The sequence below is a fragment of the Pseudomonas sp. RIT-PI-o genome (assembly GCF_001297215.1).
Lineage (GTDB): Bacteria > Pseudomonadota > Gammaproteobacteria > Pseudomonadales > Pseudomonadaceae > Aquipseudomonas > Aquipseudomonas moraviensis_A.
The window spans coordinates 234791-248704 of record NZ_LHPA01000020.1 but is presented as its reverse complement, the minus strand read 5'-3'; the positions used below and the strand labels follow the sequence as shown (position 1 = coordinate 248704).

Here is a 13914-nt window from a genome sequence, read left to right as displayed (position 1 = left end):
CATGAATAGAACTCTCTACACCGTGCTGTTTTACCTGGGGCTGCCATTGGTGGCGATTCGGCTGTGGCTGCGCGCGCGCAAGGCGCCGGCGTATGCCAAACGCATTGGCGAGCGCTTCACGCTTGGCATGCCGACGCTGCAGCCCGGTGGCATCTGGGTCCACGCGGTGTCGGTGGGCGAAAGCATTGCCGCCGCGCCGATGATCCGCGCGCTGCTGGAACGCCATCCGGCGCTGCCGATCACCGTGACCTGCATGACCCCGACCGGCTCGGAGCGGATTCAGGCGCTGTTCGCCAATGAGCCGCGCATCCAGCACTGCTATCTGCCGTATGACTTGCCGTGCGCAGCGGCAAGATTTCTTGATCGGGTGCAGCCCAAGCTTGCAGTGATCATGGAAACCGAGCTGTGGCCCAATCACATTCATCAGTGCGCGAAGCGCGGGATACCGGTGGCGCTCGCTAACGGACGCTTGTCCGAGCGTTCGGCGCGTGGTTATGGCCGCTTCAGCAAACTCACGGCGCCGATGCTGGCGGAAATGAGTTTGTTCGCCATACAGACCGAAGCCGAGGCCCAGCGCTTCCGTGATCTCGGCGCGCGTCCGCAAACAGTCGAAGTCACCGGCTCGATCAAGTTCGACCTGACCATCGACCCGCAACTGCTGCAACGCGCAGCCGAGTTGCGCAGCCAGTGGCAGGCACAGGACCGCCCGGTGTGGATCGCCGCCAGCACCCACGAAGGCGAAGACGAGGTGCTGCTTGATGCCCATCGTCGCTTGCTGAGCAGTCATCCGGATGCTTTGTTGATTCTGGTGCCACGCCATCCGGAGCGCTTCAACTCGGCGTTCGAACTGTGTCAGCGCGAAGGCTTTGCCACGGTGCGTCGTTCGACCGGGACCAAGGTCGATGCGCAGACGAGCGTGCTGCTCGGCGACACCATGGGCGAATTGCTGTTTCTCTATGCCTTGGCCGACAGCGCCTTTGTCGGCGGCAGTCTGGTCCCGAACGGCGGGCACAACCTGCTCGAACCTGCCGCGCTGGCAAAACCGGTGCTCAGCGGCCCGCACCTGTTCAACTTCCTCGATATCGCCGCGCAGATGCGCGAAGCCGGGGCGTTGGTCGAAGTCGATGACGCCGAAGGCTTGGCGATTGAAGTGCAGCGTTTGTTCGAATTGCCCCGCGATGCGCAGCGCATGGCCGAGGCCGGGCTGGCGGTGATGCGCCGCAATCAGGGCGCGTTGCAGCGGCTGCTGGATAGCTTGGGCAGATTGATCAAGTAAGCAAAAAGATCGCCGCCTTCGGCAGCTCCTACAGGGAAATGCATTCCAACTGTAGGTGCTGCCGAAGGCTGCGATCTTTTGTTTTTAACGCTTAAGGCCGGGCTTTGAGCTGTGCTTCAGCAGCCTTGGCCAGATCCGGCGGCAGGAAGTCCTTGTCCGGGTTGTAGTCGGCTTTCAGATAGCGCCGCAGATCTTCCAGGTCACCCGGATTCAACGTTCCCGCCGCTTGCTTCAGGCGCAGGTTGTCGAGGATGTAGTCGTAGCGGGTGTTGTTGTAGTTGCGCACCGAGGTGTAGAGCTGGCGCTGCGCATCAAGGACGTCGACGATGTTGCGCGTGCCGACCTGATAACCGATTTCCGTGGCTTCCACGGCGCTCTGGTTGGAGATGATCGACTGGCGGCGCGCCTGCACCTGCTCGACGTCGGTGTTCACCGCGCGGTGCAGATTGCGGGTGTTTTCCACCACCTGCCGGCGCAGCGATTCGCGCTGCTGTTCGCTCTGATCGAGTTGCGCATAGGACTGACGCACTTGCGAACTGGTCAGCCCGCCGCTGTAGATCGGGATGTTCAGTTGCAGGCCCAGGGTGCTCTGCTCGACGTTGCCGCCGTAGGGCACGCCGAAGGAATTCGGGTTGCCGAAACCCAGTGCGTCGTTGTCGCCTTTCTCGTATCTCGCCACCGCGTCGAGGGTCGGCAAGTGGCCGGCCTTACGCTGCTTGAGCGTCTGCTCGGCGGAGCTGACCGCGTAGTTGCTGGCGAGCAGATTAAGATTCTGCCGCGCCGCCGTGTCGACCCAGGATTTCGCATCGTTGGGCGCTGGCGGCAGAATCGGCAGGGTATGAACGATGCCCTGAATCGAGTTGTACTGACGGTTGGTCAAGGTGATCAACGCCTCGAAGGCATCATCGACCTGACGCTGGGCGACGATGCGGTTGGCCCGTGCGGTGTCGTAACTGGCTTGCGATTGCAGCACATCAGTCTTGTCCGAGAGGCCGACATCGAAGCGCTCGTTGGACTGGTCGAGCTGACGTTTGAACGCCGCTTCTTCAGCCTTGGTCGAGGCCAGATTGTCCTGGCTGCGCAGCACGTTGAAGTAGCTTTCGGCCGATTGCAGGATCAGGTTCTGCTCGGTGGCCGAGAGCTGCAGAGCGGCCTGTTCGTTGACGTCCTTGGCCGCTTGATACTGGAACCAGCGATCAGCGCGGAACAGCGGCTGCGCCAGCGTCGCCTGATAGGAATGCGCGCTGCGGTTGGCGATGGCCGAGGGCTGGTCGATCGAGGTGCGCACGTCGGCGACTTCGGCGCCACCGGACAGGTTCGGCAGCAGACCGGCGCGGGCCTGGGGCACTACTTCTTTCTGCGCACCGTACTGGGCGCGGGCCGCCGCCAGATCGGCGTTATTGTCGACCGCTTCCTGATAGACGCTGACCAGATCGGTTCTGGTCGACAAGGGTGCTTCCGCTGCCCAGGCCATTGTGTTGGACGCACAGGACACGGCAACAGCCAGTGAAAGTTTGCGCAGCATGAGGCGATCCCTAGCATGAATATTATGGAAGTAATCCGGGCGCCAAAGGTAAGGCGCAGCCCGCGCAGCGTCAAGGCTGAGCCGGGCCAAGCGAGTGTAGTTGCGCATTGCTCCGGCAACAATCGGGCAAGCCTGTGTATTTACGCCATTCATCAAGGCGTTCGCTGCGGTGTTGGCGTTCCCCGGCGGTTGTGTCTAGACTGGCCGGGTTCTTGTCGGGGTGCCTTGCTATGAGGCTGAGATCGAATAATTTCGGATCCCGTTGAACCTGATCAGGTTAGCGCCTGCGTAGGGAACAAGATTTCTCGTCACCCGGCGAGTCCTCTTGTGCTTCGTCCGGGATATTGTTCGACAATCGAACGCTCATGGCGAATGCACAGCACCGGTCCTGGTGCGTCCGTGCCTTTCAGGTTCTGCTCCGACAATCCACTGCTGGATGCTGTCTGGAGAGCCCGTGATGACAACAAAAGAAAATAACGCGATCAACCTCAGTGACTCGGCCAAGGTCGACGAGCAATCGGTCAAGCCGTTCACCCGTTCGCAAAAAATCTACGTTCAGGGCTCGCGCCCGGACATCCGCGTGCCAATGCGCGAAATCAGCCTCGATGTAACCCCGACCGACTTCGGCGGCGAGATCAATGCGCCGGTCACCGTCTACGACACCTCCGGCCCGTACACCGATCCGAACGTAGTCATCGATGTGCGCAAAGGTCTGGCCGATGTGCGTTCGGCGTGGATCGATGATCGCGGCGACACCGAGCGCCTCGCCGGTCTGAGCTCCAACTTCGGCCGCGAACGCCTGGCCGATCCGGAACTGACCAAACTGCGCTTCGCCCATGTCAACAACCCGCGCCGCGCCAAGGCCGGGCACAACGTCACGCAGATGCATTACGCACGGCAGGGCATCATCACGCCCGAGATGGAGTTCGTGGCCATCCGCGAAAACATGAAGCTGGAAGTGGCTCGCGCCGCCGGCCTGCTCGATCAGCAACACCCCGGCCACAGCTTCGGCGCCAGCGTGCCGAAGATCATTACCCCGGAATTCGTCCGCGACGAGATCGCCCGTGGCCGCGCAATCATCCCGGCCAACATCAACCACACTGAACTGGAACCGATGATCATCGGGCGTAACTTCCTGGTGAAGATCAACGGCAACATTGGCAACAGCGCCCTGGGTTCTTCGATCGAAGAAGAAGTGGCGAAACTGACCTGGGGCATTCGCTGGGGCGCGGACAACATCATGGACTTGTCCACCGGCAAGCACATTCACGAAACCCGTGAGTGGATCATCCGCAACTCCCCCGTGCCGATCGGCACCGTACCGATTTATCAGGCACTGGAAAAAGTCGGCGGCGTTGCTGAAGACCTGACCTGGGAGTTGTTCCGCGACACGCTGATCGAACAGGCCGAACAGGGCGTCGACTACTTCACCATCCATGCCGGCGTGCTGCTGCGTTACGTGCCATTGACCGCCAAACGCGTGACCGGCATCGTCTCCCGTGGCGGTTCGATCATGGCCAAGTGGTGCCTGGCGCATCACAAGGAAAACTTCGCCTACACCCATTTCGAAGAAATCTGCGAAATCATGAAGGCCTACGACGTCAGCTTCTCGCTCGGCGACGGCCTGCGTCCGGGCTCGATTGCCGACGCCAACGACGCCGCGCAATTCGGTGAACTGGAAACCCTCGGCGAGCTGACCAAGATCGCCTGGAAGCACGATGTGCAAACCATGATCGAAGGCCCGGGCCATGTGCCGATGCAGTTGATCAAAGAGAACATGGACAAGCAGCTCGAATGCTGCGACGAGGCGCCGTTCTACACCCTAGGCCCGCTGACGACCGACATCGCCCCGGGTTACGACCACATCACGTCCGGCATCGGTGCGGCAATGATCGGCTGGTTCGGTTGCGCGATGCTTTGCTACGTGACGCCGAAGGAGCACCTGGGCCTGCCGAACAAGGATGACGTGAAAACCGGGATCATCACTTACAAGATCGCCGCGCACGCAGCGGACTTGGCCAAGGGGCATCCCGGCGCGCAGATTCGCGACAATGCGCTGAGCAAGGCGCGTTTCGAATTCCGTTGGGAGGACCAGTTCAACCTCGGCCTGGATCCGGATACCGCGCGTTCCTATCACGACGAGACCCTGCCGAAGGACTCGGCCAAGGTCGCGCATTTCTGCTCGATGTGCGGGCCGAAATTCTGCTCGATGAAGATCACCCAGGAAGTCCGCGAATATGCGGCCAACCAGCGCATCGATGCGGTCGACGTGGACGTCGCCAAAGGCCTCGCGGAGCAGGCCGAGCGGTTCAAGAAGGAAGGCAGTCAGCTGTACAAGAAAGTCTGACCGAGCGGCGCTCACCTGTGGCGAGGGGGGGTGCTCCCGCTGGCCTGCGAAGCAGGCCCAAAATCAGTCACCGCGTTCTGGCAGTCAGAATTGTGGTGACCGGATGGGCGGCTGCTTCGCAGCCGAGCGGGAGCAAGCTCCCTCGCCACAAGGGTGATCAGCGACCCAAAACAATAAGCTCCCTGAGATATTCCTGTGAACATTCAACCCGGCACCTATTCCCCCGATCTCGCCGTCCCCGCTGCAAAGCGTGTCTTCGGCGGGCGCGATCTGTTTTCCCTGTGGTTCTCCCTCGGCATCGGTCTGATGGTTTTGCAGACCGGCGCATTGCTCGCGCCGGGCCTGGGCCTGTCCGGCTCGTTGCTGGCGATTTCCCTTGGCACGCTGGTGGGCGTACTGCTGCTGGCTGCGGTCGGCGTGATCGGCAGCGACACCGGCCTGTCGTCGATGGCGGCGCTGAAGCTCAGCCTCGGCCGCAAAGGCGCGAGCCTGCCGGCGTTGCTCAATCTGCTGCAACTGATCGGCTGGGGCTCGTTTGAAATCATCGTCATGCGCGATGCCGCCAGCCTGCTCGGCACCCGAGCGTTCAGCGAAGGCTCGCTGTGGGCCAATCCGATGCTGTGGACGCTGTTTTTCGGGGCGCTGGCGACCTTGCTCGCCGTGAGCGGGCCGTTGACGTTCGTGCGGCAGATTCTGCGCAAGTGGGGCATCTGGCTGCTGCTCGCGGCGTGCCTGTGGCTGACTTGGAACCTGTTCGCCAAAGCCGACCTCCCGGCACTGTGGGCGCGTGCCGGTGACGGTTCGATGCCATTCGCCGTGGGCTTCGACATTGCCATCGCCATGCCGCTGTCGTGGCTGCCGCTGATTGCCGATTACTCGCGTTTCGGCAAGCGCGCGAAGAACGTGTTTGGTGGCACGGCGGTGGGTTTCTTCATCGGCAATTTCTGGCTGATGAGCCTTGGCGTCGCTTATACCCTGGCGTTTGCCCCGAGTGGGGAAGTCAACGCGTTGCTGTTGGCTCTGGCGGGCGCCGGTCTGGGCATTCCGCTGCTGCTGATTCTGTTGGATGAGTCGGAAAACGCTTTCGCCGATATTCATTCGGCGGCGGTTTCCAGCGGGATTCTTTGGCGTCTGAAAGTCGAGCATCTGGCCCTGGCCATCGGCGTGATCTGCACGCTGATTGCCCTGCTGGCGCCATTGGCGCAGTACCAGAATTTCCTGCTGCTGATCGGCTCGGTGTTCGCGCCGCTGTTCGGCGTGGTGCTGGTCGATCACTTCATCCTGCGCAAGCGCAGCGCGCAGGTCGCCTCAGCGGCATTGCGCTGGCCGGCGTTGCTGGCGTGGCTGGGAGGGGTCAGCACTTACCACTTGCTGGCGAATCTGTACCCGGAGGTCGGCGCCACCCTGCCGGCGCTGGTGCTGGCAGGGCTGCTGCAACTCATCCTGGGCCGGGCTTTCAGTTACGGCCGGGAAACAGCTCAGGCTTGAGAATGCCGTTCAGGCGCGGATAAGGAATCTTCAGTTCGACGTGGCCCAGCGCGTAAGGTGCAATGGTGGTCACGTCGTACTTGAGGATCACGCCGCCGTAGGTCAGCGCCACGTGCGGGGTTTTGACGAACGGCCAGTTCGCGACGAATTCAGCCTCCTGATCGAGTTTGGTGCTGATCAGCCAGCTGTTGTGCGCCACTTGTGCGGCTTTCCAGAACGCCTCTTCCTGACCCGGCAGCAACATGTCCGACAGGTTCAGCACCTTGTGCTGCTGGCGCGAATAGTTGATGAAACCGCGACCCGGAGTGCCATGGGCGCCGCCGGTGTCGAGGTAGCTCGACAGCTCGATGATCACCAGTCCGTCATGCTGCTCGCGTACTTTTGCTTGCAGGTAGCTGCTGTTGCGCGGGCCGGCGCTGGCCAGGAACTGCTCGCGGTAGGCGGCCAGGGTTGGCGCTACGGGTGCGTTCTTCTCGGTGCGGGTCATTTGCAGCAGACGCTTTTCGATGATGCCGTCCAGTGCCGGCTCATCCGGGAAGCGCAGGGTGTCGATGTTCACCAACGGGCAATTGGGGTTGGAACAGCCGGGTTTGAGTTGTTCCGAGGCGTCGCGGGTGGTTTCCAGCGGCGTGCGGTAGTTGGGCTGGAACAGGCTGGCACACGCGCCCAGAGTCAGGGCAATAGCGGCCACAGAGGCGATTTTGAAAAGCGACATGGGCGTCCTTTCGAAAGCAGGGGAAGGCGAAAAGTTACCGCTTCGACTCTCAACGAGGCAGTCAGTTCGCCACTAAGCTAATTAGAGTGGGTTTCACCGTCACCGTCCATCCCGCTGACGGTAAAGGGGCTGCATCAAACGGTGCGGGCGCGTTAGGATGGCGCGAAGTCGAGGTTGCCGGTTGTACTCAGAAACCTCGTAAAGGATGTGCAGTAATGAGGATGATTATGACTGACTTTGCCAACGCCATTCCGACCGCCGTCGATATCGTGCGGCGCGAAAAATGCTACGAGGGCTTTTACAAGCTCGACCGTGTGCACCTGCGCCATGAATTGTTCGCCGGTGGCATGAGCCGCGAGATCAACCGTGAAATCTTCGTGCGCCACGATGCCGTGTGCGTGTTGCCTTACGATCCGCAGCGCGATGAGGTGGTGCTGATCGAGCAGTTTCGCGTCGGCGCCATGGGCAAGGCCGACAACCCGTGGCTGGTCGAACTGGTTGCCGGTCTGATCGACAAGGATGAGCAACCGGAAGAAGTTGCTCACCGCGAGGCGCAGGAGGAAGCTGGGCTGGACATCAAGGCGTTGTGGCCGATGACCAAGTACTTCCCGTCGCCGGGTGGCAGCAACGAATTCGTGCATTTGTATCTGGGGCGTTGCAGCACCGACGGCGTCGGCGGTCTGCACGGGCTGGAAGAAGAGGCCGAAGACATTCGCGTTACGGTCTGGGCATTCGAAGATGCCTTGCAGGCCGTTCGTGACGGACGTATTGCCAACGCGGCGAGCATCATCGCCTTGCAGTGGCTGGCGCTGAACCGCGCCGAAGTGAGGGGGCTATGGTCGTAAACAAGCTGCGCGATCGTTATCGGGTTGACCTCGTGGGGCTGCAAGCCGCCTGCGAGGCCAACTACGCGCGCCTGATGCGACTGCTGCCGGACATGCGCAACGAACCCGAGGCGCGGCGTATCGCTGTGACCCAGGGCGAGCAGATGCTCGGCGTTCTCGCCCTCGAAGTGCTGCAGACCTGTCCGTACACCACGACCTTGCAGGTGCGCCAGGAGCACAGTCTGCCGTGGTTGCCGGTGCCGCAACTGGAGGTACAGGTCTATCACGACGCGCGCATGGCCGAAGTGGTCAGCGCCGAACATGCACGACGCTTTCGCGGCATCTATCCTTACCCGAACGCCGCCATGCACCAGCCTGATGAGAAGGCCCAGCTCAATGTGTTCCTGGGCGAATGGCTGAGTCATTGCCTGGCGTTGGGGCACGAGTACGAAGTCGTTCGCTAGTTGTGAACTGCGTCCGCTTCGGCGGTTTCCCCTTTGTGTCATCCCCCAGCATAATTGCCGCACCCATTCATTGCGTGCCTTAGCCCGGGAGAACGCTTTGTCCAGCGTATCGACATTGACCAGCGCCGACCCGGCACTGCTCGTGCAGTTGTCCGACAGCCACTTGTTCGCCGAAGCGGACGGCAAGCTGCTGGGCATGAAGACCCGCGAAAGCCTGCAAAAGGTCATCGACCTAGTGTTGGGGCAACAGCCGCGGATCGATTTGGTGCTGGCCACCGGCGATATTTCCCAGGACGGCACGCTGGAGTCGTATCAGGCCTTTCGCCAACTGAGCGCGCAGATCGATGCGCCAGCGCGCTGGATTCCCGGCAATCACGACGAGCCGATGGTCATGGCCGAGGCAGCGGTGCAGAGCACGTTGCTGGAGCCGGTGGTCGATATCGGCAATTGGCGGGTGACGATGCTCGACTCAGCCGTGCCGGGCTCGGTACCGGGCTATCTGCAGGACGATCAATTGCAGTTGCTGGCGCGCTCGCTGAGCGAAGCGCCGGAGCGCCATCATCTGGTGTGCTTGCATCATCATCCGGTGTCGATCGGCTGCGCGTGGATGGAGCCGATCGGCCTGCGCAACCCGGAAGCGTTCTTTGAAGTGCTGGATCGCTTTCCTCAGGTTCGCGCGGTGTTGTGGGGGCATGTGCATCAGGAAATCGATCGTGACCGCAATGGCGTGCGCTTGATGGCCTCGCCTTCGACGTGCATCCAGTTCGAGCCGGGGAGTGCGGATTTCAAGGTCGGCGAGCAGGCGCCGGGGTATCGGTGGTTGCGGTTGTTGCCGGATGGGCGGTTGGAAACCGGGGTTGAGCGCGTTACCGGTTTTGCTTTTACCGTTGATTACGGTTCCGAAGGTTACTGATTTTCGATCAAGAGCCCCTCACCCCAGCCCTCTCCCGGAGGGAGAGGGGGCCGATCGAGGTGTCTTTCGCGATCCGCCGACCTGCAACGGCGGTGGCGATTATGGATTCGCCAAATCACTTTCAAGTCGGTGTATCTCTTTAATATCCCCCAATCAGTCCCCTCTCCCTTTGGGAGAGGGCTAGGGTGAGGGCCGCTCCCGCTGAATGACCAATTTCTCGAAACCACCCCCCAATCCCATCTTCTCTCCCTGTAAACTCCGCAAACCCAAACCGACAGCCAGGGAGCTCAAATGTCCGGTTCGATCCTCTATATCCACGGTTTCAACAGCGCGCCGGCCTCGAAGAAGGCCTGTCAGCTGGTCGCGGTCATGGAGCGGCTGGGATTGAGCGGGCAATTGCGCGTGCCGGCGCTGCATCACCATCCGCGCGAAGCCATCGGTCAGCTCGAGCAGGCAATCGCCGAGCTGGGCCGGCCGTTGCTGGTGGGAAGTTCGCTCGGCGGCTACTATGCGACTCACCTGGCCGAGCGCCATGGCCTGAAAGCCTTGCTGGTCAACCCGGCGGTCAGCCCGCACCGGATGTTCGATGGTTATCTGGGCACGCAGAAAAACCTCTATACCGATGAAACCTGGGAACTGACCCACGACCACGTCACGGCGCTGGCCGAACTGGAAGTGCCGGCGCCGCAGGATCCGCAGCGTTATCAGGTCTGGTTGCAAACCGGCGACGAAACGCTGGATTATCGCCTCGCCCAACAGTATTACCGCGCCTGTGCCTTGCGTATCCAGGCTGGCGGCGACCACAGTTTTCAGGGCTTTGCCGGGCAATTGCCGGCGTTGCTGAGTTTTGCCGGCATGGCTGCCGATATGTATCAGGCAATCGATTTCACCACGCTGTGAAGTCTTGCCCCTCTTTCATGAATGACTGACGACGAGACCTTATGGCCACTCCCAGCGCTAGTTCTTATAACGCCGACGCCATCGAAGTCCTCTCGGGCCTCGACCCGGTGCGCAAACGCCCCGGCATGTACACCGACACCAGTCGGCCGAACCACCTCGCCCAGGAAGTCATCGACAACAGCGTCGACGAGGCCCTGGCCGGCCACGCCAAATCGGTGCAGGTCATCCTGCACGCCGACCATTCGCTGGAAGTCAGCGACGACGGCCGTGGCATGCCGGTCGACATTCACCCGGAAGAGGGTGTATCCGGTGTCGAACTGATCCTCACCAAGCTGCACGCGGGCGGCAAGTTTTCCAACAAGAACTACCAGTTCTCCGGCGGTTTGCACGGGGTGGGTATTTCCGTGGTCAACGCCCTGTCCACCGAAGTGCGCGTGCGGGTCAAACGTGACGGCAACGAATACCAGATGACCTTCAAGGACGGCTTCAAGGCCTCCGAGCTGGAAATCGTCGGCACCGTTGGCAAGCGCAATACCGGCACCAGCGTGTACTTCGCGCCGGACCCGAAATACTTCGATTCGCCGAAATTTTCCATCAGCCGCCTCAAGCACGTGCTCAAGGCCAAGGCTGTGCTGTGCCCTGGGCTGCTGGTCAGCTTCGAAGACAAGGGTACCGGCGAGAAAGTCGAGTGGCATTACGAAGACGGCCTGCGCTCCTACCTGGTGGATGCGGTCAGCGAATTCGAGCGCCTGCCGAACGAGCCATTCTGCGGTGCCTTCGCCGGTAATAAAGAAGCGGTCGACTGGGCGCTGCTGTGGCTGCCGGAAGGCGGCGACGCGGTGCAGGAAAGCTACGTCAACCTGATCCCGACCGCGCAGGGCGGTACCCACGTCAACGGTTTGCGACAGGGCCTGCTCGATGCGATGCGCGAGTTCTGCGAGTTCCGCAGCCTGCTGCCGCGCGGCGTGAAGCTGGCGCCGGAAGACGTCTGGGAGCGCATCGCGTTCGTCCTGTCGATGAAAATGCAGGAACCGCAATTCTCCGGCCAGACCAAAGAGCGTCTGTCATCCCGTGAAGCGGCGGCGTTCGTCTCCGGTGTGGTGAAAGACGCTTTCAGCCTGTGGCTCAACGCCAACCCGGAAACCGGTCTGGCCCTGGCCGAACTGGCGATTAACAACGCTGGCCGTCGCCTCAAGGCGAGCAAGAAGGTCGAGCGCAAACGCGTCACCCAAGGCCCGGCGCTGCCCGGCAAACTGGCTGACTGCGCCGGGCAGGACCCGATGCGTTCCGAGCTGTTTCTGGTCGAGGGTGATTCCGCCGGTGGTTCGGCCAAGCAGGCGCGGGACAAGGAGGTCCAGGCGATCCTGCCGTTGCGCGGCAAGATCCTCAACACTTGGGAAGTCGACGGCAGCGAAGTACTCGCCAGCCAGGAAGTGCACAACATCGCCGTGGCCATCGGCGTCGATCCGGGCGCGGCGGACATGAGCCAGTTGCGCTACGGCAAGATCTGCATCCTCGCTGACGCCGACTCGGACGGTCTGCACATCGCCACGCTGCTTTGCGCTCTGTTCGTCCAGCACTTCCGCCCGTTGGTGGATGCCGGTCACGTCTATGTGGCGATGCCGCCGCTGTACCGCATCGACCTCGGCAAAGAGATCTACTACGCCCTCGACGAAGCCGAGCGCGACGGTATTCTCGATCGCCTGGTGGCCGAGAAGAAGCGCGGCAAGCCGCAGGTCACCCGATTCAAGGGTCTGGGTGAAATGAACCCGCCGCAACTGCGTGAAACCACCATGGACCCGAATACTCGGCGTCTGGTGCAGTTGACGCTGGGCGAAGACTTCGCCGAAACCTCGGAAATGATGGACATGCTGCTGGCGAAGAAGCGCGCCGGTGACCGCAAATCCTGGCTGGAATCCAAAGGCAACCTCGCCGAGGTGCTGGCCTGATGCAGTTTGGCTGGGCCTTGGCGGGTGCGTTGCTGCTGAGTGCGCTGAGCGTGTCGGCCGAGCCGTTGCAGGAACTGCGCGTGCTCTCCGAGCACCCGGTCGAGGGCATGCGCGGCGGCAACCTGTCGGGTCTGGCCATGTGCGGCAATGAACTGTGGACGGTGTCCGATCGCGATGACGAGCAGATCTACCGGCTCGATACCCGCGATCCGGTCTGGCAAGCGCAAACCGTACACATCGACGTGCCGCCGGTGCCCGAAAGCGGCTTGCCTTGGGGCTTGAGCTCGCGTACCTGGGCGGCGTCGTTCATTCGCGGTGGCGATCTGGATTTCGAAGGCATCAGTTGCGACAGCGCTGGCAATCGCTACATCGTCAGCGAGGCTCACGCAGCAGTATTGCAGGTGCCGGTCAGCGGCCCGGCAAACTGGCTGAAGATCTCGCCGCTGCTGGTTCGCGAGGCGCGGGCGAGCGGCCTGCTGCTGAAGTTCAATTCGATCTTCGAGGGCCTGGCGATCAACCCGGCCGGTGATCAGATGTGGCTGGCCGCCGAACGGCAAAAGCGCGGCCTGCTGCTGATCAAGCGCCAGCAGACGGTGTGGGATTGCGATGGTCGCTGCGTGCTGCTCAGTGAGGGCGGCAAGGAGATGCAGCCGCCACAGTTTCCCAAGGCGAAAGCGGTTCATCGCGACTTTTCCGACATTTCATTGTTCAACGGCAAGCTGTTTACTCTTGAACGCAACGCTTATGAGATCTGTCGTCGCGATGCACAGACGACCAAGGTCGAGAAATGCTGGTCGTATGCCGATGAACTGTTGCAGGAAAAACGTCGCTACTCGCAGAACTACGGGCTGGAAGAAGCGCTGATCGTTGACGCCGAGGGCGCGTGGATCGGCGTCGATAATAATTTCGGCCCGCGAGCCGACGGCGAAGCCCGCCCGGTGGTCTGGCGCTTCGCCGCACCGGCCGGTGGCTGGAGCGCCAGGCCATGAGCCGGCAACCGCCGGGCAAGCGTGCCGGTCGGGTGTTGATGGTTCTCGCCTGGTGCGCGGGGCTGTTTCTCGCGACGAAATTTTTCGGGCAGTGGGAACAGCGCCAGCAGAATCCGAACATCGTGGTCACGTCGGAGCAGGGCGAAGGTTTTATCGAGGTGAAACTGGCGAGCAATGCCCAAGGGCATTTTGTCGCCAGCGGCCAGATCAACGGCGAGCCGGTCGAGTTCATGCTCGACACCGGCGCCACCGATGTCGCGATTCCCGCGGATCTGGCCAAGCGTTTGAAACTGCAAGAAGGTTTCGGCGTGACCCTGAGCACGGCCAATGGCCTGAGCCAGGGTTATCGAACGAAGATTGCCCGCCTGCAATTGGGCGACATTGTGCTGCGGGATGTCCGCGCACTGGTGGCGCCGGGGCTGCATGGCGATCAGGTGCTGCTCGGCATGAGCGCCCTGAACAAACTTGAATTTACCCAGCGCGGTGGCACCATGCTGCTGCGCCAGACAACGAACCGATGAGGC

The 13914-nt window shown here is 61.8% G+C and carries 12 protein-coding genes and 1 riboswitch; of the genes, 10 read left to right on the top strand and 2 right to left on the bottom strand.

Annotated elements, in window-relative coordinates; translation table 11 throughout:
- Position 1: 1 nt before the first annotated feature.
- Positions 2 to 1276, top strand: coding sequence for a lipid IV(A) 3-deoxy-D-manno-octulosonic acid transferase (gene waaA / locus AEQ63_RS09840; RefSeq protein WP_064363157.1), 1275 nt, complete (start codon positions 2 to 4; stop codon positions 1274 to 1276).
- A gap of 91 nt (positions 1277 to 1367) precedes the next feature.
- Here waaA and AEQ63_RS09835 read toward each other — a convergent pair whose 3' ends face one another.
- Positions 1368 to 2801: a TolC family outer membrane protein gene (locus tag AEQ63_RS09835; RefSeq protein ID WP_064363155.1), complete on the bottom strand. Its 1434-nt coding sequence runs from the start codon at positions 2799 to 2801 to the stop codon at positions 1368 to 1370.
- Positions 2802 to 3007: 206 nt separating this feature from the next.
- A riboswitch (TPP riboswitch) is annotated at positions 3008 to 3113 on the top strand.
- 145 nt (positions 3114 to 3258) lie between these two features.
- Between AEQ63_RS09835 and thiC the strand changes: the two genes are divergently transcribed.
- Positions 3259 to 5148 (top strand): phosphomethylpyrimidine synthase ThiC, encoded by a 1890-nt coding sequence (thiC, locus tag AEQ63_RS09830; protein ID WP_064363153.1) that lies wholly within the window; start codon positions 3259 to 3261, stop codon positions 5146 to 5148.
- Positions 5149 to 5343: 195 nt separating this feature from the next.
- Positions 5344 to 6636 carry a putative hydroxymethylpyrimidine transporter CytX gene (gene cytX / locus AEQ63_RS09825; protein ID WP_064363151.1) on the top strand — a complete coding sequence of 431 codons (1293 nt, stop codon included), beginning with the start codon at positions 5344 to 5346 and terminating at the stop codon, positions 6634 to 6636.
- Here the strand turns inward: cytX and AEQ63_RS09820 are convergent.
- A complete protein-coding gene (locus AEQ63_RS09820; RefSeq protein WP_064363149.1) occupies positions 6605 to 7351 on the bottom strand; it encodes an RsiV family protein in 747 nt (248 codons plus the stop codon). The genes cytX and AEQ63_RS09820 overlap by 32 nt on opposite strands.
- A 227-nt stretch (positions 7352 to 7578) precedes the next feature.
- Here AEQ63_RS09820 and AEQ63_RS09815 point away from each other — a divergent pair, with 227 nt between their 5' ends.
- The 7 genes from AEQ63_RS09815 (at position 7579) to AEQ63_RS09785 (ending at position 13911) form a co-directional block, all read left to right on the top strand.
- Positions 7579 to 8196, top strand: a complete 618-nt coding sequence (locus tag AEQ63_RS09815) for an NUDIX domain-containing protein (RefSeq protein WP_024011344.1) — start codon at positions 7579 to 7581, stop codon at positions 8194 to 8196.
- Positions 8187 to 8639 (top strand): DUF1249 domain-containing protein, encoded by a 453-nt coding sequence (locus AEQ63_RS09810; protein WP_016771972.1) that lies wholly within the window; start codon positions 8187 to 8189, stop codon positions 8637 to 8639. Before AEQ63_RS09815 ends, AEQ63_RS09810 begins: the two co-directional genes overlap by 10 nt.
- 97 nt (positions 8640 to 8736) lie before the next feature.
- Positions 8737 to 9552 (top strand): 3',5'-cyclic-AMP phosphodiesterase, encoded by an 816-nt coding sequence (gene cpdA / locus AEQ63_RS09805; RefSeq protein ID WP_064363147.1) that lies wholly within the window; start codon positions 8737 to 8739, stop codon positions 9550 to 9552.
- A gap of 291 nt (positions 9553 to 9843) precedes the next feature.
- The gene (locus AEQ63_RS09800; protein ID WP_042607782.1) at positions 9844 to 10452 is read left to right on the top strand and encodes a YqiA/YcfP family alpha/beta fold hydrolase; all 609 of its coding nucleotides are present in this window, start codon (positions 9844 to 9846) and stop codon (positions 10450 to 10452) included.
- 41 nt (positions 10453 to 10493) lie between these two features.
- Entirely contained in the window at positions 10494 to 12401 is a 1908-nt protein-coding gene (gene parE, locus AEQ63_RS09795; protein ID WP_064363145.1) for a DNA topoisomerase IV subunit B, read from the top strand.
- Positions 12401 to 13390 carry an esterase-like activity of phytase family protein gene (locus AEQ63_RS09790; protein WP_064363143.1) on the top strand — a complete coding sequence of 330 codons (990 nt, stop codon included), beginning with the start codon at positions 12401 to 12403 and terminating at the stop codon, positions 13388 to 13390. The genes parE and AEQ63_RS09790 overlap by 1 nt, the downstream gene beginning before the upstream one ends.
- Positions 13387 to 13911 (top strand): retropepsin-like aspartic protease family protein, encoded by a 525-nt coding sequence (locus AEQ63_RS09785; protein ID WP_064363140.1) that lies wholly within the window; start codon positions 13387 to 13389, stop codon positions 13909 to 13911. The genes AEQ63_RS09790 and AEQ63_RS09785 overlap by 4 nt, the downstream gene beginning before the upstream one ends.
- Positions 13912 to 13914: the final 3 nt, after the last annotated feature.